The organism is Nocardioides epinepheli, assembly GCF_037936805.1.
Taxonomy (GTDB): Bacteria; Actinomycetota; Actinomycetes; order Propionibacteriales; family Nocardioidaceae; genus Nocardioides.
Map to the genome: position 1 here is coordinate 144,835 of NZ_JBBMMC010000005.1, position 26,674 is coordinate 171,508.

The 26,674-nt window shown below is 71.1% G+C and carries 25 protein-coding genes and 1 tRNA gene; 6 read left to right on the forward strand and 20 right to left on the reverse strand.

Annotated elements, in window-relative coordinates:
* Positions 1–16: 16 nt before the first annotated feature.
* The 4 genes from def to galK all read right to left on the reverse strand — a co-directional run bounded on the left by def (position 17) and on the right by galK (position 2,647).
* Entirely contained in the window at positions 17–610 is a 594-nt protein-coding gene (gene def / locus WMR31_RS08775; RefSeq protein WP_340538417.1) for a peptide deformylase, read from the reverse strand.
* A gap of 59 nt (positions 611–669) precedes the next feature.
* Complete coding sequence (locus WMR31_RS08780; protein ID WP_340538418.1) at positions 670–1,062, reverse strand: hypothetical protein; 393 nt, start codon at positions 1,060–1,062, stop codon at positions 670–672.
* A 114-nt stretch (positions 1,063–1,176) separates the two neighbouring features.
* Positions 1,177–1,464: a YiaA/YiaB family inner membrane protein gene (locus tag WMR31_RS08785; protein ID WP_340538419.1), complete on the reverse strand. Its 288-nt coding sequence runs from the start codon at positions 1,462–1,464 to the stop codon at positions 1,177–1,179.
* Between the two features lie 40 nt (positions 1,465–1,504).
* On the reverse strand, positions 1,505–2,647 hold the full coding sequence (galK, locus tag WMR31_RS08790) for a galactokinase (protein ID WP_340538420.1): 1,143 nt from the start codon (positions 2,645–2,647) through the stop codon (positions 1,505–1,507).
* 40 nt (positions 2,648–2,687) lie between these two features.
* On the opposite strand from galK, the gene WMR31_RS08795 reads away from it, so the two are divergent.
* Positions 2,688–4,124: a GuaB1 family IMP dehydrogenase-related protein gene (locus WMR31_RS08795; protein WP_340538421.1), complete on the forward strand. Its 1,437-nt coding sequence runs from the start codon at positions 2,688–2,690 to the stop codon at positions 4,122–4,124.
* A gap of 15 nt (positions 4,125–4,139) precedes the next feature.
* On the opposite strand, the gene WMR31_RS08800 is transcribed toward WMR31_RS08795, so the two are convergent.
* Positions 4,140–4,730 (reverse strand): LysR family substrate-binding domain-containing protein, encoded by a 591-nt coding sequence (locus tag WMR31_RS08800; protein WP_340538422.1) that lies wholly within the window; start codon positions 4,728–4,730, stop codon positions 4,140–4,142.
* A gap of 196 nt (positions 4,731–4,926) precedes the next feature.
* Between WMR31_RS08800 and WMR31_RS08805 the strand changes: the two genes are divergently transcribed.
* Positions 4,927–6,321, forward strand: a complete 1,395-nt coding sequence (locus WMR31_RS08805) for a tetratricopeptide repeat protein (protein ID WP_340538423.1) — start codon at positions 4,927–4,929, stop codon at positions 6,319–6,321.
* Position 6,322: 1 nt separating this feature from the next.
* On the opposite strand, the gene WMR31_RS08810 is transcribed toward WMR31_RS08805, so the two are convergent.
* Complete coding sequence (locus WMR31_RS08810) at positions 6,323–6,463, reverse strand: hypothetical protein (protein WP_340538424.1); 141 nt, start codon at positions 6,461–6,463, stop codon at positions 6,323–6,325.
* A gap of 280 nt (positions 6,464–6,743) precedes the next feature.
* On the opposite strand from WMR31_RS08810, the gene WMR31_RS08815 reads away from it, so the two are divergent.
* Positions 6,744–10,523, forward strand: a complete 3,780-nt coding sequence (locus WMR31_RS08815; protein WP_340538425.1) for a CLIPPER-2 domain-containing protein — start codon at positions 6,744–6,746, stop codon at positions 10,521–10,523.
* Positions 10,524–10,885: 362 nt separating this feature from the next.
* Here WMR31_RS08815 and WMR31_RS08820 read toward each other — a convergent pair whose 3' ends face one another.
* From WMR31_RS08820 to sfnG, 11 genes are all read right to left on the reverse strand, one after another.
* The gene (locus WMR31_RS08820) at positions 10,886–12,211 is read right to left on the reverse strand and encodes a sensor histidine kinase (protein ID WP_340538426.1); all 1,326 of its coding nucleotides are present in this window, start codon (positions 12,209–12,211) and stop codon (positions 10,886–10,888) included.
* The gene (locus WMR31_RS08825) at positions 12,208–12,963 is read right to left on the reverse strand and encodes a response regulator transcription factor (protein ID WP_340538427.1); all 756 of its coding nucleotides are present in this window, start codon (positions 12,961–12,963) and stop codon (positions 12,208–12,210) included. The genes WMR31_RS08820 and WMR31_RS08825 overlap by 4 nt, the downstream gene beginning before the upstream one ends.
* Complete coding sequence (locus tag WMR31_RS08830; protein WP_340538428.1) at positions 12,960–13,781, reverse strand: PIG-L deacetylase family protein; 822 nt, start codon at positions 13,779–13,781, stop codon at positions 12,960–12,962. Before WMR31_RS08830 ends, WMR31_RS08825 begins: the two co-directional genes overlap by 4 nt.
* Positions 13,778–14,842, reverse strand: a complete 1,065-nt coding sequence (locus tag WMR31_RS08835; protein ID WP_340538429.1) for a glycosyltransferase family 4 protein — start codon at positions 14,840–14,842, stop codon at positions 13,778–13,780. The genes WMR31_RS08830 and WMR31_RS08835 overlap by 4 nt, the downstream gene beginning before the upstream one ends.
* Positions 14,839–15,801, reverse strand: a complete 963-nt coding sequence (locus WMR31_RS08840) for a lysylphosphatidylglycerol synthase transmembrane domain-containing protein (RefSeq protein ID WP_340538430.1) — start codon at positions 15,799–15,801, stop codon at positions 14,839–14,841. Before WMR31_RS08840 ends, WMR31_RS08835 begins: the two co-directional genes overlap by 4 nt.
* Positions 15,802–15,924: 123 nt before the next feature.
* Positions 15,925–17,199 (reverse strand): COG4705 family protein, encoded by a 1,275-nt coding sequence (locus WMR31_RS08845; protein ID WP_340538431.1) that lies wholly within the window; start codon positions 17,197–17,199, stop codon positions 15,925–15,927.
* A gap of 68 nt (positions 17,200–17,267) precedes the next feature.
* Positions 17,268–17,774, reverse strand: coding sequence for a flavin reductase family protein (locus WMR31_RS08850; RefSeq protein ID WP_340538432.1), 507 nt, complete (start codon positions 17,772–17,774; stop codon positions 17,268–17,270).
* Complete coding sequence (locus WMR31_RS08855; protein ID WP_340538433.1) at positions 17,771–18,274, reverse strand: NADPH-dependent FMN reductase; 504 nt, start codon at positions 18,272–18,274, stop codon at positions 17,771–17,773. The genes WMR31_RS08850 and WMR31_RS08855 overlap by 4 nt, the downstream gene beginning before the upstream one ends.
* Positions 18,271–19,434, reverse strand: coding sequence for an LLM class flavin-dependent oxidoreductase (locus WMR31_RS08860; protein WP_340538434.1), 1,164 nt, complete (start codon positions 19,432–19,434; stop codon positions 18,271–18,273). The genes WMR31_RS08855 and WMR31_RS08860 overlap by 4 nt, the downstream gene beginning before the upstream one ends.
* Before the next feature lie 39 nt (positions 19,435–19,473).
* Positions 19,474–20,679 (reverse strand): SfnB family sulfur acquisition oxidoreductase, encoded by a 1,206-nt coding sequence (locus WMR31_RS08865; protein WP_340538435.1) that lies wholly within the window; start codon positions 20,677–20,679, stop codon positions 19,474–19,476.
* Positions 20,679–21,803, reverse strand: a complete 1,125-nt coding sequence (gene sfnG, locus WMR31_RS08870) for a dimethylsulfone monooxygenase SfnG (protein WP_340538436.1) — start codon at positions 21,801–21,803, stop codon at positions 20,679–20,681. The genes WMR31_RS08865 and sfnG overlap by 1 nt, the downstream gene beginning before the upstream one ends.
* Positions 21,804–21,948: 145 nt before the next feature.
* On the opposite strand from sfnG, the gene WMR31_RS08875 reads away from it, so the two are divergent.
* A complete protein-coding gene (locus WMR31_RS08875; RefSeq protein WP_340538437.1) occupies positions 21,949–22,851 on the forward strand; it encodes a LysR family transcriptional regulator in 903 nt (300 codons plus the stop codon).
* 64 nt (positions 22,852–22,915) lie between these two features.
* Here WMR31_RS08875 and WMR31_RS08880 read toward each other — a convergent pair.
* Positions 22,916–23,001: transfer RNA gene (locus tag WMR31_RS08880), tRNA-Leu, on the reverse strand.
* Positions 23,002–23,126: 125 nt separating this feature from the next.
* Between WMR31_RS08880 and WMR31_RS08885 the strand changes: the two genes are divergently transcribed.
* Positions 23,127–24,467, forward strand: a complete 1,341-nt coding sequence (locus WMR31_RS08885; protein ID WP_340538438.1) for a M20/M25/M40 family metallo-hydrolase — start codon at positions 23,127–23,129, stop codon at positions 24,465–24,467.
* A 123-nt stretch (positions 24,468–24,590) separates the two neighbouring features.
* Here WMR31_RS08885 and WMR31_RS08890 read toward each other — a convergent pair whose 3' ends face one another.
* Positions 24,591–24,815 carry a DUF5703 family protein gene (locus WMR31_RS08890; RefSeq protein ID WP_340538439.1) on the reverse strand — a complete coding sequence of 75 codons (225 nt, stop codon included), beginning with the start codon at positions 24,813–24,815 and terminating at the stop codon, positions 24,591–24,593.
* Complete coding sequence (locus tag WMR31_RS08895; RefSeq protein WP_340538440.1) at positions 24,812–25,768, reverse strand: aldo/keto reductase; 957 nt, start codon at positions 25,766–25,768, stop codon at positions 24,812–24,814. The genes WMR31_RS08890 and WMR31_RS08895 overlap by 4 nt, the downstream gene beginning before the upstream one ends.
* Positions 25,769–25,849: 81 nt before the next feature.
* On the opposite strand from WMR31_RS08895, the gene WMR31_RS08900 reads away from it, so the two are divergent.
* Positions 25,850–26,674, forward strand: a complete 825-nt coding sequence (locus WMR31_RS08900; protein WP_340538441.1) for an undecaprenyl-diphosphate phosphatase — start codon at positions 25,850–25,852, stop codon at positions 26,672–26,674.

Genomic DNA, 26,674 nt, shown 5'->3' on the forward strand with positions numbered 1-26,674 from the left:
CAGCCTGGATCCGGCCTCAGCCGGCCGGCCACTGCGGCGGGTACTCGTCGGCCGCGGCGTCGTGCTGCTTCTGCAGCTTCTTACGGGCCCGGTTGGCGAGCCGGTCGCCGAACACGGTGCCTAGGGTGTGGTCGGTCTCGTGCTGGAGGCAGCGCGCCAGCAACCCCGTGCCGGAGAACGTCACCGGCTCCCCGTCGAGGCCGGTGCCGGTGACCGTGGCGACGTCGGGGCGACCGCAGTCGACGAACGCGCCGGGGTAGGACAAGCAGCCCTCCTCCGCGACGTCGAGGTGTCGGTCGTTGCCCTCGGGCAGGGTGAGCACCGGATTGCACACCACACCGACGGTGCGCACGTGGTCCTCGTCGGGGCAGTCGAAGACGAAGACGGCGCGGTCGACGCCGATCTGGCACGCCGCGAGGCCGACGCCGTCGGCGGCGTACATCGTGGCCACCATGTCGGCGGCCAACTCGCGCAGCTCGTCGTCGTACTCGGTGACCTTCGCCTGCGCACTGTGCATGACCGGCGTGCCCCAGCGGGTGATCGGCCGCACGGTGCCGCCGGTGGGAAGCGGGCCGTACGGCGCGCGGGGCGAGTCGTGCTCGTCGGACATGCCGCGCATCCTCTCGCATCCCCGGTGAGCGCGGAGTGCGCGGGGTCGGCGCCGCAGCGCTACTTGCGCGGTGGGAGCTTGCCGCCGGGCGTCTGGCCGGGCTTCTTCTGTGGGGCCTTCGCAGCCGGCCTGGCCGACGGGCGCGGCGCGGCCACGTTCTTGGCGATCGACGCCGGCGAGGGTGAGGAGCCACCCTTCGCAGCAGGCGCGGCCGGAGCCTTCTTCGCGGGCGCCTTCTTGGCCGGTGCCTTCTTGGCCGGTGCCTGCGGCGTGGGTGCAGAGGACGGCGGCGCCGGGGCCTCGGGAGGCTCGGGACTCGGGCCGCGCAGCCGCCCACGGACGTCGTCGGCGGCCTTGCGGAGGACCGGGGTGGCGGTGCGGACCGCATGCTCGCCGGTGCGCACCAGCGTGGTGACGGTCTGCTTGAGTCGATCGAGCGCGGGGTTGGCCACGAGAGCGGCTCCTCGGTTCGGGGGGGCGGGATCTCCCGATCAAAGCACATCGGCGGTGGGTTCGCGGGTGGCGAACCCACCGCCGATGAGTGAGGCGATGGTGGCGATCTGGGGTCAGGACACGGCGCGGAACGGGTCGTGCTCGGCGAGCAGTCGGTCGACCCGCGCCTGGTCCAGTCGGTGCACCACCGACTGGCTCTCCTCGTTGTCGCGCACGCACTTGGCGAGGGTGAAGGTCGAGGTCGTCAGGAACAGGACGCCCATCGCGAGGAACGCCTTGGCCCACGTGTCGGTGTCCAGGTACAGGATCGCGAACATCAAGGCGATGAGGGACACGGCGAAGGAGATGCCGGCCATGGCGAAGAAGGCGGTGGTGTTCTTGGTGGGAGCGGAGTTCGTCATGGCCCCAAGCCTGCGCGAGTCGAGCAGCGCCCAGGCCCGCCTACCTACTCGACCCGGATGAGTACCCGGGCCCAACCGAGGCCGCATCGTCCGCGATCACGGCGGCCGCTCCACTCGGCGTGCCGTCCAGATGGGTCGGCGCGGCGAGCCCGGCCCGTGTGAACGCCGCGTCGACGGCGCGACGACAGCCATCGACCCGCTCGGCCGGGACCAGGGCGATCGCGGAGCCGCCGAAGCCCCCGCCGGTCATCCGGGCGCCGAGCGCACCGGCGTCGAGCGCGGCGTCGACCGCGAGATCCAGCTCTGGGCACGACACCTCGAAGTCGTCTCGCAGCGATCGGTGCGAGGCGTTCAAGGTCCGCCCGAGGGCGGTCCAGTCGCGAGCGCCGAGGGCGGCGACGGCGTCCTCGACCCGGCTGTTCTCGCTGATCACGTGCCGTGCTCGGCGAGTCAGCACCGGATCCTGGAGACGCCCGAGGTCGGCGAGGGTGGCGGCTCGTAGGGAGCGGACGCCGAGCGCCGCGGTCGCCGCCTCGCACTCGGCGCGACGCGAACCGTAGTCACCCTCGACGAGTGCGTGGGTGACGCCGGTGTCGATGATCACCAGGACCACACGGTCCTCTGCCCAGGTGAGCGGCACGGCGCGGGGTGGCGCGCCGTCGAAGTCGAGAAGAAGGGCGCCGCCCTCGGGAGCAAGCAGGACGGCGTGCTGGTCCAGACCGCCGGTGGGTGCGCCGACGACCTCCGTCTCGGCGCGACGACAGACCTCCACCAGCTCGCGTCGCAGGGAGGAGTCGAGCGTGCGGCCGCACAGGGCGACTGCGCCCACGGCCATGGCGGCCTCGAGCGATGCCGAGCTGGAGAGCCCGGCGCCGATCGGCACGGTGCTGTCGATCAGCACGTCCATTCCAGGCAGGTCGAAGCCCGCCTCGCCGAGAGCCCATAGCGTGCCGGCGGCGTAGGCGGCCCATCCCGCGACCGCGCCGGGGCCTGCGTCGAGAAGTCGTCCCTCCCACGGCCGCGGCGCGTGGGTGGTGGTGAGCCGGATCCGGTCGTCGTCGCGGCGGGTGAGCCGCACCGTCGTGGTGTAGGGGATCGCGAACGGAAGGCACAGTCCGCCGGTGTAGTCGGTGTGCTCGCCGATCAGATTCACCCGACCGGGAGCCGAAGCCGTGATCGCCATCCGGACCAACGTAGTCACTGACCCCGTAGGCTCCCGGTACGTGCGCTTCCTCCACGACCAGACGCCGGCCCACGACCTCACCTACGACGACGTGTTCATGGTGCCGGGCGCGAGCTCGATCGCCAGCCGCGACGACGTCGACCTGAGCACGCACGACGGCACCGGCGCCACGTTGCCCCTCGTCGTGGCGAACATGACGGCGGTGGCCGGCAAGCGGATGGCCGAGACGGTCGCGCGGCGCGGGGGACTGACCGTCATCCCGCAGGACATCCCGGTGCCGGTGGTCGCCGAGGTGGTTCGCTTCGTCAAGTCGCGGTCGCTGGTGTTCGACACCCCGATCGTGCTGCGGCCCGAGCAGACCGTCGCGGAGGCGCTCTCCCTGATCCCGAAGCGCGCCCACGGCGCCGCGGTCGTCCTCGACGGCGGCAAGCCGGTCGGCATCGTCGGGGAGTCGGATCTGCGCGAGGTCGACCGGTTCGCCCAGGTCGGCGCGCTGATGCGTCCCCCCAGCGTGGTGATCGATGCCGATACCGACCCGCGCCAGGCCTTCGACCGCCTCGACGCCGCTCGCGCCGGACTGGCCGTGGCGATCGACGACGACGGACGACTGGTCGGCGTCCTCACCCGACGCGGCGCCCTGCGGGCCACCCTCTACACCCCGGCCACCGACGAGGCCGGCCGGCTGCGGATCGCGGCGGCGGTCGGCGTCAACGGGGAGGTCGCGGCCAAGGCCGCCGAGCTCCTCGAAGCAGGCGTGGACGCCCTGGTGATCGACACCGCCCACGGCCACCAGGACCGGATGCTCGAAGCGCTCCGCGCGGTCCGCGCGCTGGCGCCGCAGGTGCCGGTCGTCGCCGGGAACGTCGTGTCGGAGGGCAGTACCCGTGCGCTCATCGAGGCCGGCGCCGACATCGTCAAGGTCGGAGTCGGTCCGGGAGCGATGTGCACGACCCGCATGATGACCGGGGTGGGCCGGCCGCAGTTCTCGGCGGTACTGGAGTGCGCGGCCGCGGCCCGTGAGCTCGGCGCGCACGTGTGGGCCGACGGCGGCGTGCGGCATCCCCGCGACGTCGCGCTCGCGCTGGCCGCGGGCGCGTCCTCGGTGATGATCGGCTCCTGGTTCGCCGGCACCCACGAGTCGCCCGGCGACCTCCTTGAGGACGCCGACGGGCGGGCCTACAAGGTGTCCTTCGGGATGGCCTCGGCGCGAGCGGTGGCCAACCGCACTGCGGCGGAGTCTTCGTACGACCGAGCCCGCAAGGGGCTCTACGAGGAGGGCATCAGCTCCTCGAGGATGTACCTCGACCCCGCTCGGCCGGGCGTGGAGGACCTGATCGACCAGATCTGCGCCGGCGTCCGGTCCGCGTGCACGTACGCCGGAGCCGCCAGCCTCGGCGAGCTCCACGAGCGTGCCGTCGTCGGCGTGCAGTCGGCGGCCGGCTTCCATGAGGGCCGGCCGCTCGCGACGAGCTGGTGATGGGCGGGCTCAGGCTCAGGTGCGACTCGACCGCGCCGAGCGGCCCCGGACGACGCCGACGAAGGCCTGGCAGAGCTCGTCGTCCCGGTCGATGAGCCAGGCGAGCCCCACGCTCGTCGGCGCCAGGTCCGTGACCGGGCGTGCGACGACGTCGCGGCGGGAGTGGAGACGTGCGACCGACGCGGGCACGATGACGACGCCGGTGCCCGCCGCGACCGTCTCGATCGCCTCCTTCGGGGTCATTGGTGGCCAGTCGAGCTGGGGGGCCGCCGGTACCCAGCCGGAGCGGTGGGGCAGTACGAGCTGCTCGTCGGAAAGGTCGGCGAGCTCGACCTCGTCAGCGGCGGCGATGAGGTGCTCGGTACCGGCGACGGCGACCGCCACCTCGTCGTAGAGCGGGATCAGGTGTACGCCGTCGCGTCCGATCGGCAGGCGGACCAGCGCCATGTCCAGGCTGCCGTCGAGGAGCATCGGCTCCTGCTGGTCCTCGGTGATGGGCACCAGGTCAAGCGGCTCCGCCCGGCGGTCGCGCCAGTTCCTGGCCCACTTGTCGGGGGTGGTGCCGGTGACGAAGCCGACGCGCAGGGACGTGGTCGAGGAACTCACCCGAGCCGCCCGGTGCGGCCTGGTGCGCCGCCGGGTTCCAGGGTCGGTCGAAGCGATGCACGGCAGAGCCTGAGGGGCCTCGAGGCCCCCTCGACTGCGGCGGTAGCGAGGTCCACGCACCCGAGCATGCCACCAATTTTCTCGGCATTGCGGCAACCTACTGCCCACCTCTGTCATATTCGGGCACAATGTCGGCGTGCATCCGTCTGAACGCGTCACGCCCGACCTGCGAGTCCGGGCGAAGAACATCGATGCGGCCCTGGTGGGGTCGCGGATCAAGCACGCCCGTCAGCGGGCCGGCCTGACCCAGGGAGAGGCTGCGGGCGACCACATGTCGACCGCCTACATCTCGCGGATCGAGGGTGGCCAGCGCCGGGCGAGCGCCGAGCTCCTGGTGCTCCTCGCCGATCGGCTCGGCTGCGACCCCGAGGACCTGCTGGCTCCGGACGAGGACGCGGTCGCCGCGGAGCGCCTCGATCGGCTCGCGCTCGAGCTCGACTACGCCGAGCTCGACCTCCGCACCGGCTCGGCCGAGGCGGCGCTCACGCGTCTGGACGAGGTGCTGGCCGAGGAGGATCTTCCGGCCGCGATCGCCGCGCGAGGTGGGTACCAGCGAGCACTGGCGCTGGAGGCTGTCGGCCGGCTCTCCGATGCCATCCAGGCCCTCGAGGGAGTGATCGACGGCGGCAGCGCCGGAGGCGACTGCGTGCAGCTGATCCGCAGCCTGATCTCGCTGAGCCGTTGCTATCGCGAGGAAGGCGACCTTGCCCGGGCATGCGAGGTCGGCGACCGCGCCGCGGCGCTGATCGACCGGGCCGAGCTCGTCGGTACCGCCGAGGGGATCCAGCTCGCGGTCACGGTCGCGGCGGCCCACTTCGAGCGCGGAGACGTCAACCACGCACTGCGCATCTGTGAGGGCGCGGTGGAATCGGCGGAGCGGCTCGAGTCGCCCACTGCGCGGGCCTCCGCCTACTGGAACAGCAGCATCGTGCACCAGCGGCAGGGCAACATCGCCGCGGCACTGCCACTGGCGCAGAAGGCCGTCGCGCTGCTCGAGGAGAGCCACGACGCGCGCAGCATGGCTCGTCTCCGCATGCAGCTAGGGCTCCTGCAGCTGAAGATGAACCCGCCCGAGATCGAGGGCGCGTTCGTGAATCTCACGCGCTCGAGCGAGGAGATGGTTCATTCCGAGGCGAGCGTGGTCGATCGGGGACGGGTGCAGCTGGGGCTGGCCAAGGCGCGTCTTCTGATCGGCGACGACGAGGAGGCCGAGCGGCTCGCCGAGGACTGCTACCAGGCCACGGTCGAGTCGAGTCTGATGCTCGCCTCGGAGGCGCGCTTGGTTCTCGGGCAGGTCGCCGTCCACCGCGACGACGTCGCCCGCGCGGTCGAGGAGTTCCGGCGCGCGACGGTCATCCTCGACGGCGTGGGCGCCAGCCGGGAGGCCGCGCAGATGTGGTTCGAGCTCGGCACCCTGCTCCAGGAGGCGGGGGCCACCGTCGAGGCCCTCGAAGCCTTCCGGCGGGCGGGAGCGTCGTCCGGCCTGAGCCAGTCGACCGCTCCGGCCATCGCGCGGAACGCAGCGCTGTAAGTCAGCAGCACCAACCGGAGCCATCGCGCTTCTGAGGCCCCTGCGGCGCCTGGGCGTCGACATTGGGGGTGACTGCACCCGAGCTCACCACGAGCGAACCGGTGAGGACGATGGTGGCGACGAGGGCGCGGAACTTCGACATGGGTGGCTCCTTGACTAGGGGCGCACCCCTGTTGGGTGCGCCCGATTGCTGGGAATAATGTGTCAAAGAACCTGGCAAACGTCTGTGTCCGCACGGACAAAAACTCCGGGCTCCGGATGACGTATTCCGGTGGCCGCCCAGACCGCTCGGATGCCTACGGCCACCACCGTGTCGCGGGTCACCCCGCCGGTCGTCTCGAACACCCGCAGACGCCCGTGCGCTGCCCTAGGATGCGCGGGGTCAGGCATGATCCCGCGCGTGACTCGATGAGGGGGAACGGGTGTTGCTGACATCTGCGGCATGGACCGCGAGGGCACGGCGTGGCGCGGTGAGCGCCGCGGTCACCGGACTGGCGATCGGACTGCTCACGCCCGCACTGCTGGCCGGCGACGGCTCTTCGGCGCAGGCGGCCCCGACCGTGGCCGCCCCCGCCGCACAGGCACCGACGGTCATGGCTGCCGTCCCGGGTGTCCCCGAGGACCCCACTCTCATCTGGACCGAGGACTTCGAGAACAACCCCGCCTCCGTCCCGTCGCCCGGCTCCGGGCCCTCTGCAAGCCGGCTGGTCAACTACGTGTCGGCCGAGGGCACGACGTACACCACCGATCCCTACTGGCAGGACGCCGTGCAGTGCAATGGCGTGGTCCTGAGCTGGGACTCCAACCTGCCGATCCCGAACAACCGCCCGTTCGGTGAGCCGCAGTTCCCGCCGGGCCTGTGCAGCACCGGCAACTACAACGGCAACTACCCGCAGCTCAACGTGCGGCGGTTGGCTGACGTGCTCGGACAGGTCGGGGCCGGGATCGACGGGGGCACGAAGGCTGCGCCGACCAATGCCTCCACGGTCACGACCCAGGCCAACCACGTGGTCTCGGAGTGGACGACCAGCGGCAGCGGCAGCGGCCGCGTCGTTGCCGAGACCTCGCCGATCACCGTGGCCAATGCGCCGACGATCGCGCAGTTCTACTCCGCCTCGATCGACATCGCCGAGGTGTCCTGCGAGTACCAAGGCGGGCGCAACAACTCGTTGATCGACGTCTTCCTCGGTGGCCAGAAGGTCAACCTCGCCCCGATCCGGGCGTGCACCGACCCGGCGGTCGGCTACTACGACAGCCCGGTGCCCAGGGACCTTCCCAACACGCCGACGACGTGGGGGAATGCCGGTACCTACGTCGGCGCCGGTCGCTACCACACGGACCGCGGGATCTACCTCACCGCCGCCCAGCTCGCCGACCTGCGGGTGCGGATCGAGGACCAGGTGACCGTGAGTGGCGGCAACGACTTCGCCTTCGACAACATCCGGATCCTGAACACCACGCCGTCGCTGGCCAAGTCCTTCAGCCCGGCCGCAGTCACCCAAGGCGAGGTGTCCCGCCTGACGTTCACGGTGACCAACACCAGCGAGCTCGGCCGCAAGGAGGGCTGGTCGTTCACCGACAACCTGCCCGCGGGTCTCGTCGTCGCGCCGAACCCCGATCCCGCCTCGACGTGCGTGCCGCCCCAGACCTTCGCGCCGGTGGCCGGCGCCGGCAGCATCTCGGTCACCGGCACCATCGACGACGGCATCGCCGCGTGCACGCTGTCGGTCAACGTCGTCAGCCAGGACCCCGGCGTCTACACCAACGCCACCTCCAACGTCCCCACCCAGGGGCTCAACCCGCCCGACGACGCCGTCCTGACCGTCACTCCGCGCATCGCGCCGTCGGTCGAGAAGACCGCAGTGACCCCGTCGTTCGTGCCCGGCTCGACGGTGACCTACCAGGTCGTCGTCCGCAACGGCGCCTCGACGGCCGCCCGGCCCGTCTCCACGATCGTGGGACTCGAGGTCGACGACCCGCTGCCTGCCGGCATGAACAACGCGTCGTGGACCTGTACGACCACCGGTGGGGCAACGTGTGCCGACGGGTCCGGTGCGACCCTCACCGACACCGTCGACGTCCCGGCCGGGGCCTCGATCATCTACACCGTCACCGGCACCGCGGCGGCCACCGCGACCGGCTCCCTCACGAACACCGTGACGATCACCTCGCCCACCACCGCCACCGTCCCCGACGGCTCGGGAGGGACGATCACCGTGCCGGTCGTGAACGACGGATGCGGGCAGACGTGCACCGACACCGCCACCATCCTCGCCGCCTCGCTGAGCGTCGCGAAGTCGGCCTCGCCCAGTACCGTCACCGCGGCCGGACAGACGGTGACCTACTCGTTCGTCGTCACCAACACCGGGGCCGCCACGCTGACCGACGTCGCGGTCGACGACACCCTCACCCCGCCCGCCGCGCCGGCGTTGAACGTCACCTGCCCGCCGGGGCCGCTGGCCGCCGGTGACGCGAAGACCTGCACGGCGGAGTACACCGTGACCCAGGCCGACATGGACAAGGGCCGCATCGACAACAGCGCCACCGCGTCAGGGCTCCGACCCGGCGCCACCGAACCGGTCGTCTCCGAGCCGTCTGCCGCGGTGGTCATCGCGGACGCCGACGCGGCGATCACCGTCACCAAGTCGGCCCGCCCGACCACGGTGGCCGCGCCTGGTGAGGAAGTCACCTACACGTTCCTGGTCGAGAACACCGGCAACGTGACGCTCACCGGCGTCGGCGTCGATGACACGCTCGCCCCACCGGCCGGCCCCGCGCTGAGCGTCACCTGCCCGAAGACCACCCTCGCGCCGGACGAGACGATGACCTGCACGGCCGCCTACACCGCGACCCAGGCCGACTTCGACCACGGGACCATCGAGAACTCCGCCACCGCCCACGGCACGCCGCCGACGGGCCCCGTGGAGACCTCGCCGCCCTCGACCGCCACGGTAACCACGACCCAGGACGCCGACCTCGCGATCACCAAGACCGCTTCGGCCGCGGTCGTGGAGAAGGTCGGAGACGTCGTCACCTACACCCTCACCGTCACCAACACCGGCACGGTCACGCTGACCGACGTCGAGGTCACCGACCAGTTCGCGGCGCCGGCCGACCCCGCCGGGGCCGCCCTGGCCTGCACGATCGGCGGGACCGCGGTCAGTCTGCCGATCGCGAGCCTGGCGCCGGGGGACCGGGCGACCTGCACGATCGACTACACGGTCACCAAGGCCGATCTCGACCATGGAGTCATCGTGAACACCGGATCGACGACGGGCACTCCGCCAGGCGGCCTCACCCTGCCGTCGACGACCACCCCGCCGGTGTCCGTGACCGTCTCCGCGCCCGGAATCGCCATCGAGAAGCGGGCCGACCGTACCCAGGTCACCAAGGCGGGCCAGGTCGTCAACTACCGCTTCGTCGTCACCAACACCGGCAACGTGCCACTGAGCGACGTCCGTGCCGATGACCAGCTGACTGCGCCTGCCGGGCCGGCGCTCGACGTCAGCTGCCCCAAGAGCACGCTCGCGCCCGGCGCGACGATGACGTGCACCGCGCGCTACGTCGTCACCCAGGCCGACGTCGACCACGGCGTACTCAGCAACACCGCGACGGCCACCGGCACCCCGCCGACGCCTCCCGGCGGCCAGCCGGGGACGCCGCTCACCTCGCCGCCGTCGACGGTGGAGATCAGCGTGCCCGCCGGACCGGCGATCTCGCTGGAGAAGATGGCGCACGTGAGTCCGGCAGGGCCGGCGACGGTCGGATCAACGATTCGCTACACCTTCGTCGTCACCAACGTGGGCAACGTGACCGTCACCGACGTCGAGGTCGAGGACCCCAGGGTCGGCGAGGTCACCTGCGACGAGACCGAGCTCGCGCCCGGCGAGTCGACCAAGTGCATCGCCGAGAAGACCCACACCGTCACCGAGGCCGATGCCGAGAACGGTGAGGTCGTCAACACCGCCAAGGCCACCGCCGTCTCCACCGACGGCTCTGGCACGGTGACCTCCTCACCGGCCCAGGCGGTCACCGAGATCGAGTCGTCCAGCGACACCACACCACCGCCGGGAGACTCCGACGGTGGCGACCTGCCCGACACCGGCTCGGACGTACCCGGGTGGCTGACGCCGACGGCGCTGCTGCTGCTTGCCGCCGGCATCGGGCTGGTCGTGTACTCGCGGCGCCGGGCTCACGCGTAGCCGCCCGCGGGTCCCTGCGGCCGGAGGTTGAGCAAGCGAGCCCCTGGGCGAGCGCCGACGAAACCCCCGGCAACCTTCCCTGCCGGCGTTCCCGAGTCCGGTTGCGAGGCTTCGTCGGCTGGCTCACCCTCCGGGACGGGGCCACTTCGGCCGGAGGTTGAGCAAGCGAGCCCCTGGGCGAGCGCCGACGAAACCCCGGCAACCGTCCCTGCCAGCGTTCCCGAGGCCGGTTGCGAGGTTTCGTCGGCGCCGACGAGTTCGTTCCTCACTCGTCGGCTTGCTCAACCTCCGGAGCCTCGCGTGGTTTCCTTCCTCACCTGTCGCCGTGCTCGACCTCCGAGGCCGGACCTGCTTGACAGCTGTCAGGCGCGGGGGAGGGTGACGACCAGGCGGGTCGTGAGGGGGCCGTCCTCGATCGTGACGTCGCCGCCCATGCTGCGCGCGACCCGACGCGACAGCGAGAGCCCTAGCCCGGAGCCGGCGCCACCGGTGCGGCCCGGCTCGAAGACGAGCTCCCGATCCTCGACCGGGATGCCGGGGCCGTCGTCATCGATGAGGAGTCGGACGTATCCGTCGGTCGGCGCTGCCGACACCGTGACCCGTGCTGCGAGTCGCCTGCCGTTCTCGAGGATCGGCGAGATCGCGCGGACCGCCAGTGAGCCCGGCAGGAGCACGCGAAGGTCGCGATCCACGTCCACCTCGACCCGGCGCTCGTCGTCGGCGACGGTGATCGCGAGCGCCTCGGCGACGGCGTCGGCGAGGACGCAGCTGCGTCCGAGGATCTGGCTCGACGCCGAGCGCGCGAGCTCGAGGAGGCTCTCTATCGTCGCCCCCATCCGGCGTGCGGCGACCGCCACGTCGTCGAGGCTCTCCCGGACGTCGGCGGGCAGGTCGCGCATGAGCATCAGGTCCGTGTTCGCCTGGATGGCGGTCAGCGGAGTGCGCAGCTCATGGGCGAGCTCGGAGGTGAGCCGCTGCTCCGCGCGGATGGCGGTGGCCACGCGGTCCAGGAGCCGATCGAGCGTGCGGCCGAGTGCGGCGATCTCGTTGTGTGCATCGCCGAGGTCGAATCGATGGGCCAGGTCGTGCTCGCTCCAGTCGTCGGCGGCTCGGGTCATCTCGGCGACCGGCGCCAGGGTCCGCCGGCTCACCCAGAGAGCGAGGACAGCGGCGAGGATCACCATCAAGATGCCGGCGCCGATGGAGACCCACAGGGCCTGCGCCTCGGCTCGTTCGTACGGCGCCAGACGCTCGGTCACCACGACGACGCCGGCGACGCCATCGACGGTGAACGGCCGGGCGAGCACGCGGCTCTCGTCGTCCCCGTTCTGGGTCCGCGTCGTCGTCGTGGTCGCGGTCGCGAGCTCGGTGTAGATGTCGCTCTGGGAGCTTGGCGGAAAGCCCGCCACCAGCCGTCCGGCCTCGTCGTAGACCGCCACGCCCGCCTCCAGGCGGCTCTCCGGTACCTGAAGCGTCGGCGGCGCTCCATCCTCCTCGACCACGGTGGCCGACCCGATCACCGAGGTGGCGCGTTCATCGAGCACGGCGTCGACGCTCTGGTTGGTCGAACGGTCCAGGACCACCTGGACCACGATGGTGAGAGCGATGACCCCCAGGAGAGTGACGGCACACACGAGCCCGACCAGCTGGGTGCGGAACGACCCGGCCTCGCGCGACCGACGGCTCATTCAGCCGCCTCGGCGTAGCGGATCCGGAAGCCGACGCCGCGGACGGTCTCGACCGAAGCCGGCGCCTGGACTTCGGCGAGCTTGGTGCGCAGGCGCCGCATGAGCGAGTCGACGGTGTTCTCGCTGACGATGGCGCCGTCGGGCCAGGCGGCCGCGATGACCGCGCTGCGCCGTACGACCTCACCGGGGTGGGAGGCGATCGCGGCGAGCATGCGGAATTCGGTCGGTGAGAGTGACACCTCGCCCTGCTCGGTCCGCAGGCTGTGCGTCGTAGCGTCGAGGATGAGCCCGGAGTCGTCGGCGCGGGTGGTGAGTTGGCGTCCGCGCTTGCCGAGGACGGCGACGCGGGCGAGGAGCTCCTTGATCTCGAACGGCTTGACGACGTAGTCGTCGCCTCCGGAGCCGAAGCCGGCCAGCCGCTCGTGGGTGGCGCCGAGGGCGGTCAGGAAGAGCACCGGTGCATCCTGTCCGCCCGACTTGAGCGCCTGGCACACGTCGCGGCCGTCGGCGTCGGGCAGCCCGATGTCCATGATGATGACGTCGAGGCCGGCGCCAGGGGTGAAGAGGCGCAGTGCCTCGCCGCCGGTGTGGGCGAGGACCGACTCGTGTCCGGCGACCGTGAGGGCCTGCCTGAGCACCCTGCGCAGGGCCGGATCGTCCTCGCAGACGCCTACCGTCAGCTTCACGATCCCGATGCTGCCACGCAGGGGCCAGTCGAGGTCGGACGACGGCCGCCACGAGATGGTCGTCATGGCCGAGCACCGCTCCGGAGTGTGGCGAAGACGTCGTCCAGAGGCTCGGCACCGGGAGTCCGTCCGACCTCGCGGAACCACTCGGTGCCCAACACGCGCCGGCGTAGTGGCCGAGGGAGTCGGATGAGCATCGCGATCGTGCGCACGCCCTCACCGCCGCCGGTCTGGCTTCCGTGGGCCCGCAGCGCGCGGAGCTTGGCCTGGAGATGGGCTCGGACGTCGACCCGGTGGGTGATCTCGGCGCGCGGGGTGAAGGCCTGACCCAGATCCGGGAGGTAGGGGGTCGGTAGCACGGCCGAGAGCCTGCGCAGCAGCGAGGTCGCTCGCACCACCGACTCGCGGTCCGCGGTCGCCTCGAGGACGACGGGTGTTCCGGCCGCGCGGGCCGCCAGCTGCGCGACGCGGTGCACCTGGATGTGGTCGGGGTGCCCGTACCCGCCGGCCGGGTCGTAGGTCGTCAGCACATCGGCCTGCTCCTCTTCGAGCACCTCGCTGAGCTCGGCTGCCACGGCCTGCGGATCGAGCGAGCAGAACGAGCCGTCCGGCGGGTCGTCGGTCCATCCAGAGTCGGGGTGCCCGAGCACGACGACTCGGGCCGCGCCGATCGCCTGCGCCGATCGCTCGAGCTCAGCCAGGCGTCGCCTGCCCAGATCCGCGCCGTCGGACAGCTCGGCGGACAGCCCCGCCTCACCGTTCGTCGCAACCACCAGGACCACGCGATGACCCTCGGCCGCGGCGCGTGCCAGAGTCCCGGCGGTGAGCAGCGCCTCGTCGTCGGGATGGGCGTGGAACGACACGATCGTGAAGCGACCGCTCATCGGCTCACCCCGGTCAGTGGGGCTGCCGTGATCGCGCCGGCACGTCGGTAGGCCTCCTCGGCCCGTCGGAGCGCAGCAGGCCACCCGAGGTCGGGCGTGATGTGGCGGTTGTGAGCCGAGATCGAGCCGCGCAACGAGGGATCGCGCAACAACCGCGCGACCTGTTCGGACAGCTCCTTGTCATCGATGCCCAGCAGTCCGTCGACACCGTGCTCGATGAAGGTCGCGACGCCGGAGCGGCTGCTGGCCACCACCGGCAGTCCCAGCGTGCGTGCCTCCAGGGCGGCGATGCCGAAGGCCTCACGATGAGCGGGAGCCAAGAAGACCGCGGCGGACTCGAGATGGCGCCGCACGGCCTGCCTCGAGAGAGTGCCGGTCAGGCGCACCCGGTCGGCGAGGCCCTCTCGGCGCAGAGCGCTTTCCAGATGCGGGCGCTCGGGTCCGTCGCCGACGATCGTGGCGTGGAGCGTCGTCTCGTCGGCGACTGCGCGGAGGATCGTGGCCAGCGGTACGGCACGCTTCGTGCGGGTCAGCCGCATCACGCAGACGACGCGTGGCGGCCCCGGCGGTGGCGTGCTCGGCGGCCGCCACCGCTCGATCTCGACCGCGTCGGGCTGGATCGCGACCGGTACGCCGAGGGCGGCTCGGACCGGTGCGGCGGCTCGCTCGGAGACCGCGGTCCAGTCGATCGAGGCGACGTGCCGCGGGAGGAGGGCGCTGTTGAGCGCAGCGACCGGGCCGCGCTCGGACCACGTGGAGTGGACCGTGGCCGTCGACGGGATCCCGAGCGCCACCGCACGCCGCAGGATGCGCGAGGCGAAGGGGGACACCACCGAGAGGTGGGCATGGACCACGTCTGCCCGCTGGAGCCACTCGGCGTGGTCCCGGCGATCGCGGACCACCACCGGGCCATCGGGGTCCTCGGACTCACCGGAGCGGGTGCCGGTGACGACGGTGACCTGGTGCCCCATCCGTCGTTGTCGCGTGGCGAGGTCGTGGACGTGCAGCTCGATGCCGCCGATGCGCGGCAGGTACTCGTCGGCGACGTGCAGGATCCTCATGCGACCACCTGCTTCCGGTTACGCCACGACCAGCCGGCCAGCAGGACGCCGCCGACGGGAATCTCGAGCCCGAAGGTCAGGGCGCGGTAGAGCAGGACGCCCGCGGCGACGCCGGCCGGGTTCGCACCAGGAGCGAGCGCGAGAGCGCCCGCGAGTCCGACCTCGACAAGGCCCAGACCGCCCGGCGTGATGCCGACGAGCGTGGCGATCCGCTCGACACAGAAGGCGACCGCGATCATCGGCGTCGTGACGTGGGCCCCGGTCAGGGTCAGACAGGCGACCAGAAGGAGGAACAGCAGCGCGGAGTAGGCCACCAGTCCGGCGCTCAGCCGAGGCCACCCGGTGCGGACGACGTCGACGACGGCTTCGCGAGCGCGCGTGGCGGGCCGGCCGAGTCGCGCCACCAGGCGCGGACTGCGCAGGACGAGCGTGGTGGCCCCCGCCAGCAGAGGGAGGGCGATCGCGGCGATCACCAGGCTGTGTCGCACGACCGGCGCGAGGGGCAGGCCGACCATCAGCAGCGGCACCAGGATCAGGGGGAGGGCCAGCTTGACGAGCACGTCGCCCAGGTTCGTCACCACCGTGTACGAGGCGAAGGACACCGGGGAGAATCCCCAACGGCGAGTCATCCGGTAGTTGAGTGCGACCCCGGCGGCACCGCCCAGCGGTAGGACGTTCGCGACCGCGCTGCCGGAGAGGCTCAACAGGAGGGCGCGCCGGTGGCTCAGTCCCGGGAGGGCCGCGGTCAAGGTGACGGTGTGCGCCACCAGACCGGCCAGCCACAGTCCGACCAGGGCCACCAGCGCCGAGGGAGGGACGGCGGCGACCACCGCGGAGATCGCGGCCCACGACGTACCGACGATACGGGGAAGCGCCACGGCCGCGAGTGCGGTGCCGCCGAGCAGGCCCACGCCGAACAGCAGTCTGCGCCGATGTGTTCCGCCCGCGATCGTCTTCACGTTCGCATCGTGATTCTGCGAACCTGCCGATGACCTGACCACGTGGCCGTCCGCGGACCGGCGCCGACGTGGAAGGAGCCCGCCGCGACCGAGGTCGCGGCGGGCTCGGAACGAGAGGAGGGGTCAGCCGAGCGTCGTGAGCAGCTTCTGGAGAGCGCCGGTCTCGGTCTGCGGGTTCGGGTGAGAGGCGCGGACCGACGTCAGCGCTTGGTCGATCTGGCCGTCGACGTAGGTCCAGGTGGTGCAGTCCTTGGCGCTCAGAGAGTCCTGCCCGTTGTCCCAGGCGGTCTCGAGGTCGGTGATCCGCGCCTGCGCACCTGCCTGGTCGCCCTTCTTGACCAGCGCGAGCGTGTCGCCGGTGATCGTCTTGAAGTCGGTGACCTGGGCGGAGGGGAAGTTCGAGGTGACGTTCGCGGCAGCGGTCTGTTCGTCGAGTGAGCCGCTTCCGCCCGAGCAGGACGGGGCGGGGCCCTCGTCCAGCGCGCTCTGGTGGGGTTGGGCGTTCGCCCAGGAGAGCAGCCCGAAGGTCGCCAGGGCCACGACCACCATCGCGCCGAGTGCGATCCGCTCGCGGGTCGGGTCGTTCGGCTCGTCCTCGGTGCTTCCGACGCGTTCGATCACGTCGGCCTTGGTCACCGAGAGGTACACGACGGTCGCCAGGATCGCGCCCAGGAACACCAGGCTGGTGCCGAAGGTGCCCAGCCCCAAGCCCTTCTCGCTGGTGGGGGTGGCGAGCCAGTCGCCGATGTTGGCGCCGAGCGGACGCGTCAGGATGTAGGCGATCCAGAACGCCAGGACCGGGTTGGCGCCGTACTTCCACAGCGCCGCGACGATCGCGATCAGGCTGAGCGGGAGCAGTACCGAGGTGCCGGGGCCCCAGCCGGTGAGCTCGAGGGTCCAGTCGCCGGTGGCCGTGCCGAGGGCGAAGGTGACCAGGACGGTGAGCCAGTAGAACGACTCCCGTGGAGTCGTGGTGATGCTGTGGATCGACAGCGTGCGCTCACGCAGCCACCAGACCGCGAACACCGCGATGAGGAGCGCTGAGAACACGGTCGTGCTGATCCACAGCGGCACTCCGAGCTGGTCGGTGAGGATGTCGGTGTAGAGGGTGCCGGTCACGCTCACCACCACCACGGTCAGCCAGTACAGCGCCGGGACGTAGCGTCTGGCCGACATCTGGGCGGCGAGCACGGCGAGGAAGGCGACGGTGAACATGATCGCCGTCGGCACCAGGCCGAAGCCGAGATTGACGTTGATGTAGTCGGCGAAGCTCTCGCCGACCGTGGTGCAGAGGATCTTGATCACCCAGAACCACAAGGTGACTTCGGGGACCTTGTTGAGGAGCTCGCGTGCACCCGGGCGGAGAGCCCGGTTCGTCGGGGTGTACGTGGTTGTCATGGAGGCAGGTTCAGGTGTCGAACCTGCCTCCTACCTGAACAGCCGGACTCCCAGGCCCGCGCGGTGAGTCAGGCGGACTCGCTCAGCCGCCCGAAGCCGCTGCGATGGAAGACCAGGGGGAGCGAGGTGTCGGCGTGCTCGATCGCGTGCACGCGGAGCAGGACGATGGTGTGATCTCCGGCGACGACCTCGTCGTGGATCGTGCAGTCGAACCTGACCAGTCCGTCGTCGAGGGTGAGGGCGTCTTCCTCTCGCACGGTGAACGCGACGCCGTCGAAGCGATGCTCGACCGGGCCGGCCAGCTGACGACACACCTCGCCGTGGTGCGCGGCCAGTACGGTCACCCCCAGGTGTCGGGCACGGCGCAGGTCCGGCCAGGTCTTCGAGGTGTTGGCGATGGAGAACGATGCCAGCGGGGGCTCGAGGCTGACGGACGTGAACGAGCTGGCCGCGAGTCCGACCGGGGCGCCGCCCACCTCGGCCGCAACAGCGACCACCCCGCTGGGGAAAGCGCCGAAGGCGGCGCGAAGCCGGCCGGGATCGAGGTCCTGGTTGGTATGGGCGGTGAGGGTCACTGGAGGGCTCCTGCCGTGGTGAGCGCCGAGACGACGGGGCGGGTGTGCGCCAGCCAGGCATCGTAGGCGGTGGGATCGTCGTAGGTGCTGTCGAGGACGTAGAGCCCGCGTGTGGTGTGGAAGCCGAGCTCGGCGAGGACCGGACGGAGGGACACCTCGGGCGCGAGCGCGTGGCCGGGGCCGGCGCCGAGCATGAGCGGGACGGCGACGGCCGAGCGTGGCCGAGCCTCGAACCGGTCGAGGAAGAGCTTCAACAGTCCGGTGAAGGTGGCCTTGTAGGTGGGGCAGGCGGTCACCACGACGTCCGCGCGACCGACCTGGTCGACGAGTGCCGTCACGGCGTCGTCGTCCCACGAGAGAAGACCGGGTCCGACCGTGGCGAGGTCGACGACGACGTCCGGCGCCTGGTCGGTGAGCCCGACAGCGACGCGGGTCGCCGCGGCGAGCGTGCGCGAGGCCGGCTTCGGGTTGCCGACGACCACGGCGGTGCTGATGCTCATGAGGCTGCCTTTCCGGGACCACCCGCGCCGAACGGCACCGCCGCGGTCGATGTGGCCGGCGGAGCCGGGTGCGACCAGAGGCCACGGCGTGCGAGCTCGGGCAGCACTCCCTCGCCGAACCAGTATGACTCCTCCAGGTGGGGGTATCCGGACATGACGAACTCCGAGACTCCGGCCTCGACGTACTGCTCGACCAGATCGGCGATCTCGGTGAAGTTGCCGACCATCGCCGTGCCCGCGCCTCCACGGACGAGTCCGACGCCGGCCCAGAGGTTCGGGTGGACCTCGAGGGAGTCCTTGGTGCCGGCGTTGAGCTCGAGCATGCGGGCCTGACCGACCGACTCGCTGCGCTGGAGGCCGGCTCGGACGCGTGCGATCTGCTCCTCATCGATGCCTGCGAGCAGTCGGTCCGCCTCGGCCCAGGCTGCCTCGGAGGTGTCGCGAGCGATCGAGTGCAGCCGGACGCCGAAGCGCAGCTCACGGCCCTCGTCGGCGGCCAGCTTGGAGATCCAGTCGATCTTGTCGCGCACGGCCTGAGGAGGCTCGCCCCAGGTGAGATAGACGTCGACGTGCTTGGCGGCGACCCGGCCCGCGGCAGGGGAGGAGCCACCGAAGTAGAGCTCGGGGAGTGGATCGGGGATCTGCGAGAGAGTCGCGTCGTCGAGCCGGTAGTGCTCACCTTGGTGGGACACCGTCTCGCCCGACCAGAGTGCGCGCACCAGGTGCAGGAACTCCTCACAGCGCTCGTAGCGGCCGTCCTTGTCGAGGTGGTCGCCGTACATCCGCTGCTCGTGCGATTCGCCACCGGTCACGACGTTGAGCAGCAGCCTGCCGCCGGACAGGTTCTGGAAGGTGCCGGCCATCTGTGCGGCCAGGAAGGGCGAGGTGAGACCCGGGCGGAATGCCACGAGGAACTTCAGGCGCTCCGAGACGGCGCTCAGCATCGCTGTGGACACCCACGCGTCCTGGCACCAGGCGCCGGTCGGGGTGAGGGCGGCCTCGAAGCCGAGCTGCTCGGCGCTGCGGGCGATCTGGCCGAGGTAGGCGACGGTGTTGGGTCGGTCCCCGGTGAACGAGTCGACGCCGTGCCCACCGCCTACGACGTGGCGACCGTCGCCGCCGTTGGTGGGGAGGAACCAGTGGAACTTCAGCTGTGTCATGTCATCTCCTGCGCACGTCTTCAGGGTCGGTGGGCGTTGTCAGAGTTGTCCGTGGTTAGGGGGGAGTTGGCCGTCGAGGGCCCATCGCCCGAGGTGGCGCACCTTCCATGCGGCGGGATCGTGCAGCGTGTGGGTGCGCGCATTTCGCCAGTGCCGGTGCAGGTTGAGCGAGTCCAGCGCCGCCCGGGTGCCGCTGACCTCGAAGAGGCGCGTGGCCGTCCCGAGCGCGGCGTCGGTGGTGGCTCCGCGGGCTGCAGCGACCGCAAGACTCGCCGCTCCCGCCGAGTCCGCGTTCAGCTCGGCGTCCGCGCGATCGACGGCGCGGGCGGCCTCGGCCACCAGCGCCTCGGCGGCTCGCACGGCGAGCTCGAGCTCGCCGAAGGCCTGGACGACGGTCGGGTCGTCCGCGTGCCGCTCGATGCCGAGCTCGGCGATCGCGTCCGGGTACGGGCGGCTCTTGGTCGTCACGAACTCCGCGGCGTCACGCAGGGCCGCCCGGGCGATCCCGGCATCGATCGCCGCATGCAGCAGCTGGGCGAACGCGCCGTAGGTCTGCGGCCCCTCGAAGGTCACGTGATACGGCGTGATCCGCTCGGCCGCCACCGCGACGTCGTCGAGCCGGACGGTGCCACTCGCGGTGGTGCGCTGCCCCATGCCGTTCCAGTCATCGACGACGGTGACGCCGGCAGCCTCGCGCTCGACCCAGGCGACGTGCATCGGGCCGTCGACGCCGAGGTGTGCCAGGACCGGGATCCAGTCGGCCAGCAAGGCGCCGGTGGCGTAGCCCTTCTCGCCGTCCAGGCGCCACAGCTCGGTCTGGTGCGCCGGATCGGGTCGCAGCGTCGTGCGGAAGTCGCGGACGTGCTTGGTGCCGATCTCGGACTGGGCGTTGCCGAACCTCCTCCCGGCGAGCACCTCGCCGAAGAAGAACGCCTGCTGCGCGGGTGTAGCGGCATGCCGCAGCGCGTTGACGTAGACGAAGTGGCTGTGCGGGATCTGCGCGATGCTCGGATCGCCGGTGGCCAGCAGCCGGAAGACCTCCGCGACCGCTGCGACGGGCAGGTCGGCGCCACCCTGCTCGGCGGGCACCGTGATGGCCAGCAGACCGGACCGCCCCAGCTCGTCGAGCTCCTCGACCGGCAGGATCCGGTCGGAGTCGCGCTCGGCGGCGCCCTTGGCGAACCGCTCGGCCAGCTCGCTCGCCGTCGAGGTCGCCTCTCGGGCCGAGAGCACCGGGACAGGCATCACACGCGCTCCAGCTCGGCGGCCTCGAGCTCGCGCACGATCGGCAGGATCTCCTCGCCGAAGTACTGCACGTCCTCCTGGAAGTGCAAGAAGCCCAGCAGGAACAGGTCGACGCCCTGGCGCTTGTACTCCAGCATCCGGTGGGCGATCTGCTCGGGAGTGCCGAGCAGGCCGGTGCGGAAGCCGTCGTTGTACTGCACCAGATCGGCGAACTCCGAGTCCTGCCACATGCCCTTGCCGTCGGAGGTCGACCGCCCGGCCTGCTTGACGGCCGAGCCGAACCCCTCGACCGCCTCGTGGTCGGCCTGGTCGATGATCTCGCGCAGCACCTCGCGCGCCGCGGCCTCGGTCTCGCGGCCGATGACGAAGCCGTTCACCCCGAACCGCACCTGGCCGGACCTGCCGTTGACGGCCGCGACGTCGCTGACGTCGCGGATCTGCTCGGCGATGCCTTCGGGCGAGTTGCCGTTCATGAAGTACCAGTCGGCGACCCGGCCACCGACGCCGCGGGCGTCGGTGGAGTTGCCGCCCATGAAGATCTCCGGATGCGGACGGCCCGGCACGTCGTAGGGCTTCGGCTTCAGGTCGAAGTCGTGCAGGCGGTAGAAGTCGCCGTTCAGCTCGGCGTGGTCGCTGGTCCAGATCTCGCGGAGATAGCGCATGAACTCCTCCGAGCGCCGGTAGCGCTCGCCATGCTCCAGCCACTGCTCGCCGAGCTTGGTGAACTCGTCCTTGAACCAGCCGCTCACGACGTTCACACAGAAGCGTCCCTTGGTGTACTGGTCGGAACTGGCGACGAGCTTGGCGAGCACGCCGGGCTGCCAGAGTCCGGGATGGACGGCGGCGATCACCTTGAGCCGCTCGGTCGCCAGTGCGATCGCGAGGCTGATCGAGGTCGACTCGTGCTGGTAGGCCGCGCCATAGCCGGCCATGTAGCGCACCTGTGAGAGCGCGTAGTCGAAGCCGTTCGCCTCGGCCAGGCGAGCCAGCTCGAGGTTGTACTCCAGGCTCCAGTCGGTGCGCTGCTCGATCTTGCTCACGACGAGGCCGCCGCTCACGTTGGGCACCCAGTAGGCGAACTTGAGTGGCTCCTGCGCACGGGGGTCGGCGGGGCTGCTGGTCATCGTCACTCCTTCAAAGGCGGTTATGTGTACTAGATTGAGCGACATAGAGTCCAAGTGCAAGGCGACACGGGCCATCCGGGGCTCGGAACCGTCTACGGGGTGCAAGGCCCCGCCTATCACCGGATGCGCGAGCAGGGGAGTCGGAGTGCGGATCGAGCAATTGGAGTACGTCGCCGCGGTGACGCAGCACGGATCGCTGCGGCGCGCGAGCGAGCACCTGCACATCTCGCAGCCGGCGCTGAGCGAGGCCGTGAGCAAGCTGGAGCGCGAGCTCGGCGTGATGCTGCTCGACCGGCGGCGCTCGGGCGCGCGGATCAGCCGGCACGGTCTCGAGCTGCTGCCGCACCTGGTGGAGGTGCTCGAGGCCATCGATCGCCTCAAGGTCGCCGCCAGCGACCAGCATCAGGTGAGTCGCACCGTGCGCGTCGGCACCGTCAATGCGGCCACCTCGACCCTGCTGGTGCCGGCGGCTCGGGAGCTCCAGGACTCACGGGACGGGGCGACGGTGGAGGTCGTCAACGTGCGCCAGTCCGAGATCCACCAAGGGCTCGTCGAGGGCTCGCTCGATCTGGGCCTGGTGAACGTGCTGGCCGGGGACGAGCCCTTCCTCGATCTGGTCGGCACCGACCTGCTGCACGGCCGTCCGGTCGTGGTGCTTCCGGTCGGTCACCCGCTGGCCGAGGCCGGGACCGTGACGATCGAGCAGCTGCGCTCCGAGCGCTTCGTCTCGATGCGGGCCGGCTACGTGATGCACCGCTTCGCCCACCGACTGTTCGGCAGCCGGCCGCCACGGACCTCCCACACCACAGACGGCGCCGAGATGGGCAAGTCCATGGTCTCCGAGGGACTGGGGGTCACGGTGCTGCCCGACTACAGCGTCATCGGGGACCCGCTCGAGCGCGCCGGGCTCATCACCACGCGTCCGATCGAGGGCGACACCACGAGGGTCACCCTGGTCCTGGTCCGGCGCGCCTCGGACCGAGCGCCTGCCGCGGTGCGCGAGCTGCACGCGGCGCTGGTGGCACGCGCGGGAGCGTTGGCCGGGTGAGCCGGCGTAGGTCCTGGAGACGCATCGAGGCCCCTCTGCTGAGCAGGGGGCCTCGATCGATCGGTGTCCGAGGGGGGACTTGAACCCCCACGCCCTAATACGGGCACTAGCACCTCAAGCTAGCGCGTCTGCCAATTCCGCCACCCGGACGAGTGCGAACGGAACAGTAGCAAAGGGTGAGCCGCGCACCTGCATCGGGGAGACGGTCCCGGCGGACGCGGCCGGGCTCCCGGCACACGGAGCCCCGACGCACCGGTCGATGCCAAGATGGAGACATGGACCCGGAGGCCTCGACGAACAGCCCTGACACCGATCCGGCCGGCGAGGTGGTCGACCTGTGCCGTGAGCTGATCCGGTTCGACACCAGCAACTACGGCGAGCCGGACGGGAGCGGCGGGCCGGGCGAGCGCAAGGCCGCGGAGTACGTCGCGGGGCTCCTGGAGGAGGTCGGCATCGAGTCGCGGCTCTACGAGGGCACGCCCGGGCGGACCAACGTCGTGGCGCACTGGGGCGGCGGCGACCCGACCCGGACCGACGGCCTGCTGCTGCACGGTCACCTCGACGTCGTCCCGGCCGCGGCAGAGGACTGGCAGGTCGACCCGTTCGCGGGCGAGATCGTCGACGGCTACGTCTGGGGTCGCGGCGCGGTCGACATGAAGGACTTCGACGCGATGCTGCTCTCCTTGGTCCGTGCGCGGCAGCGCGCCGGACGGCTGCCCGACCGGCCGATCGTGCTGTGCTTCACCGCCGACGAGGAGGCCGGCGGGCACCACGGCGCCCAGGTGCTCGTCGAGCAGCACCGCGAGGAGTTCGAGGGTTGCACGGACGCCGTGGGCGAGGTCGGCGGTTTCAGCACCACCGTCCGCGGCCGCCGGCTCTATCTCATCGAGGCTGCCGAGAAGGGCATGGCCTGGATGAAGCTCACCGCCCGGGGGCGCGCCGGCCACGGCTCGATGATCAACGACGACAACGCCGTCACCCGCCTCGCCGGCGCGGTGGCCCGGATCGGTGCCCACCAGTGGCCGGTGCGGCTCTCCCCGACGATGGAGGTGCTGCTCGCCACGGTCGCCGACCTCGCCGGCACCGAGGCGACGCCCGAGAACGCCCCCGCCCTCATCGAGGAGTTCGGCGGGGCCGCCCGGATGCTCGGCGCGGTGATCCGCAACACCGCCAACCCGACCCAGCTGCAGGCCGGCTACAAGGTGAATGTGATCCCCACCGAGGCCACCGCCCACCTCGACGGCCGCTTCCTGCCCGGCTACGAGGACGAGTTCTTCACCACCCTGCGCGAGCTGTGCGGAGACGACATCGAGTGGGACTTCCTCTCCCACCAGCAGCCCTGGGAGACGCCCTACGACGGCGACCTGGTCGCCGCGATGACCCGCTCGGTGCTGGCCGAGGACCCCGAGGCGCTCGTGGCGCCGTACACGATGAGCGGTGGCACCGACGCCAAGCACTTCCGCAACCTCGGGCTGCGCTCCTACGGCTTCGCGCCGCTGCGTCTGCCCGCCGACCTCGACTTCACCGCCCTGTTCCACGGCGTCGACGAGCGGGTCCCGATCGACGCCCTCCAGTTCGGTGCGCGGGTCTTCGACCGGTTCCTCACCGACGCCTAGCCCTTCCTGGCCGACGCCTAGCCGACTGGGCGGCCGATCCATGAACTTGGGGGCCGGGATATCGGCCGCCAAGTTCAGATTTCCCCGGTCGACCGGGGAAATCCCGGGCCCTGCGGCCGGCCGCTAGGCGGTCCGCACCGCGCGGATGATCTTGCGGCGCAGGATCACGCGGCGGGTGCCGTCGGGGCCGATGCGGACCCGGTCGAGCTCCCAGCCGCCGTGCTCGGCGCGTTCGACCAGGAGCTTGGTCACGACGTTGCGGGGGAACTCGCGGGAGAAGGACACCTTGTCGAACTCCCATTCCACGCCAGGACGGAGCGGACGACGCCCGGCTCTCGCAGCGGTCATCGAGGAGACCCGGCCGAGACGTCGTCGAGGGCGGCCACGATCTCCTCGGGGAGCGCGAGGTCGTCGACACCGAGGGCACCCTGGATCTGCTGGGCCGTGCGGGCGCCGACGATGGGCGCGGTGACGCCGGGACGGTCGCGAACCCACACCAGCGCCACCTCCAGCGGCGTCCACCCCAGGCCCTCGGCCGCGCGCACGACGGCCTCCACGACACGCGAGCTCTGCTCGTCGAGGTAGGCGCCGACGAAGTTGGAGAAGGTCGGCGAGGCGGCACGGGAGTCGGCGGGCGTGCCCGTGCGGTACTTGCCGGTGAGCACCCCGCGTCCCAGGGGCGACCACGGGAGCACCCCGAGTCCCAGTGCGGTGGCCGCCGGGAGCACCTCTGCCTCGGCCCAGCGGTTGAGGAGCGAGTACTCGACCTGGGTGGAGGCGAGCGTGGCTCGGCCAGGCACCGCGCGCTGCCAGGTGGCTGCCTGCGCGGTCTGCCACCCCGAGTAGTTCGAGATCCCGACGTAGGCGGCCCGGCCCGACGTCAGGGCGAGGTCGAGGGCGGTGAGGGTCTCCTCGATCGGCGTGGTGTCGGTCCATACGTGTACCTGCCACAGGTCGACGTGATCCACGCCGAGCCGGCCGAGCGACTCATCGAGGGTCGAGAGCAGATAGCCGCGAGAGGTGTTGGTGACCCGCTCACCCGAGCGCCGCGAGATACCGGCCTTGGTGGCCAGCACGACCTCGTCGCGGGCGACGACGTCGCCGATCAGCGAGCCGATCAGGCGCTCGGAGTCGCCGTCGGTGTAGCCGGCCGCAGTGTCGATGAGAGTGCCGCCGGCCTCGGCGAACGCGATCAGCTGATCGCGGGCCTCGTGCTCGTCGGTGTCGCGGCCCCAGGTCATCGTGCCGAGTCCGAGCCGGGAGACCCGCAAGCCGGTGGAGCCCAGGGAGCGCTGTTGCATGGCGAAAACCTAGACGAACCTGCGCGCGCCGCGCGCGACGGCTCGCGGATCCGGCTCGGTGCATGCCCTAGCCTTCTGCGGGTGTGGGATCTGTTCCAGGCCGTCGTCCTCGGCATCATCCAAGGACTCACGGAGTTCCTACCGATCTCCAGCAGCGCGCACCTGCGCATCTACCCCGAGCTGTTCGGGTGGGGCGACCCCGGTGCGGCGTTCACCGCGGTCATCCAGATCGGTACCGAGCTCGCGGTGCTGATCTACTTCCGCCACGACATCTGGCGGATCGCCACCGCCTGGCTGCGCTCACTGGTCAAGCCCGAGCACCGCGGGGACTTCGACGCCAGGATGGGCTGGTTCATCATCATCGGCTCGCTCCCGATCGTCGTCCTCGGTGTGCTGCTCAAGGACGTCATCGAGAAGGACTTCCGCAACCTGTGGATCATCGCGACGATGCTGATCGTCATGGGCGTGGTGCTCGGGGTCGCGGACCGGCTGGGACGCACCGAGCGCACCATCGAGCAGATGACCCTGCGTGACTCGATCATGATGGGCGCCGCCCAGGCGCTCGCCCTGATCCCGGGGGTGTCGCGCTCGGGCGCCACCTTGTCGATGGGCCGAGCGCTCGGCTACGACCGTGAGGCCGCCACCCGCTACGCCTTCCTGCTGGCGATCCCCGCCGTCGTGGGCGCCGGCCTGTTCGAGCTGAAGGAGATCCCCGGCGGGGACAACCCCTACGGGTGGGCACCGACGCTGGTGGCGACCGTGGTCTCGTTCGTCGTCGGCTACGCCGCGATCGCCTGGCTGCTGCGCTATGTGTCGACGAAGTCGTACACGCCGTTCGTGCTCTACCGCGTGGTGCTCGGCGCCGCGACGATGGTCCTGCTCGCCACCGGAGTCCTGATGGCCTGA

Bases quoted from the DNA above. Each gene is read 5' to 3' on its own strand.
- def (WP_340538417.1), bottom strand. From the start codon at position 610: ATGTCCGACGAGCACGACTCGCCCCGCGCGCCGTACGGCCCGCTTCCC.
- WMR31_RS08785 (WP_340538419.1), bottom strand. From the start codon at position 1,464: ATGACGAACTCCGCTCCCACCAAGAACACCACCGCCTTCTTCGCCATG.
- galK (WP_340538420.1), bottom strand. From the start codon at position 2,647: ATGGCGATCACGGCTTCGGCTCCCGGTCGGGTGAATCTGATCGGCGAG.
- WMR31_RS08810 (WP_340538424.1), bottom strand. From the start codon at position 6,463: ATGTCGAAGTTCCGCGCCCTCGTCGCCACCATCGTCCTCACCGGTTCG.
- WMR31_RS08820 (WP_340538426.1), bottom strand. From the start codon at position 12,211: ATGAGCCGTCGGTCGCGCGAGGCCGGGTCGTTCCGCACCCAGCTGGTC.
- WMR31_RS08825 (WP_340538427.1), bottom strand. From the start codon at position 12,963: ATGACGACCATCTCGTGGCGGCCGTCGTCCGACCTCGACTGGCCCCTG.
- WMR31_RS08830 (WP_340538428.1), bottom strand. From the start codon at position 13,781: ATGAGCGGTCGCTTCACGATCGTGTCGTTCCACGCCCATCCCGACGAC.
- WMR31_RS08835 (WP_340538429.1), bottom strand. From the start codon at position 14,842: ATGAGGATCCTGCACGTCGCCGACGAGTACCTGCCGCGCATCGGCGGC.
- WMR31_RS08845 (WP_340538431.1), bottom strand. From the start codon at position 17,199: ATGACAACCACGTACACCCCGACGAACCGGGCTCTCCGCCCGGGTGCA.
- WMR31_RS08855 (WP_340538433.1), bottom strand. From the start codon at position 18,274: ATGAGCATCAGCACCGCCGTGGTCGTCGGCAACCCGAAGCCGGCCTCG.
- WMR31_RS08860 (WP_340538434.1), bottom strand. From the start codon at position 19,434: ATGACACAGCTGAAGTTCCACTGGTTCCTCCCCACCAACGGCGGCGAC.
- WMR31_RS08865 (WP_340538435.1), bottom strand. From the start codon at position 20,679: ATGCCTGTCCCGGTGCTCTCGGCCCGAGAGGCGACCTCGACGGCGAGC.
- sfnG (WP_340538436.1), bottom strand. From the start codon at position 21,803: ATGACCAGCAGCCCCGCCGACCCCCGTGCGCAGGAGCCACTCAAGTTC.
- WMR31_RS08885 (WP_340538438.1), top strand. From the start codon at position 23,127: ATGGACCCGGAGGCCTCGACGAACAGCCCTGACACCGATCCGGCCGGC.
- WMR31_RS08890 (WP_340538439.1), bottom strand. From the start codon at position 24,815: ATGACCGCTGCGAGAGCCGGGCGTCGTCCGCTCCGTCCTGGCGTGGAA.
- WMR31_RS08895 (WP_340538440.1), bottom strand. From the start codon at position 25,768: ATGCAACAGCGCTCCCTGGGCTCCACCGGCTTGCGGGTCTCCCGGCTC.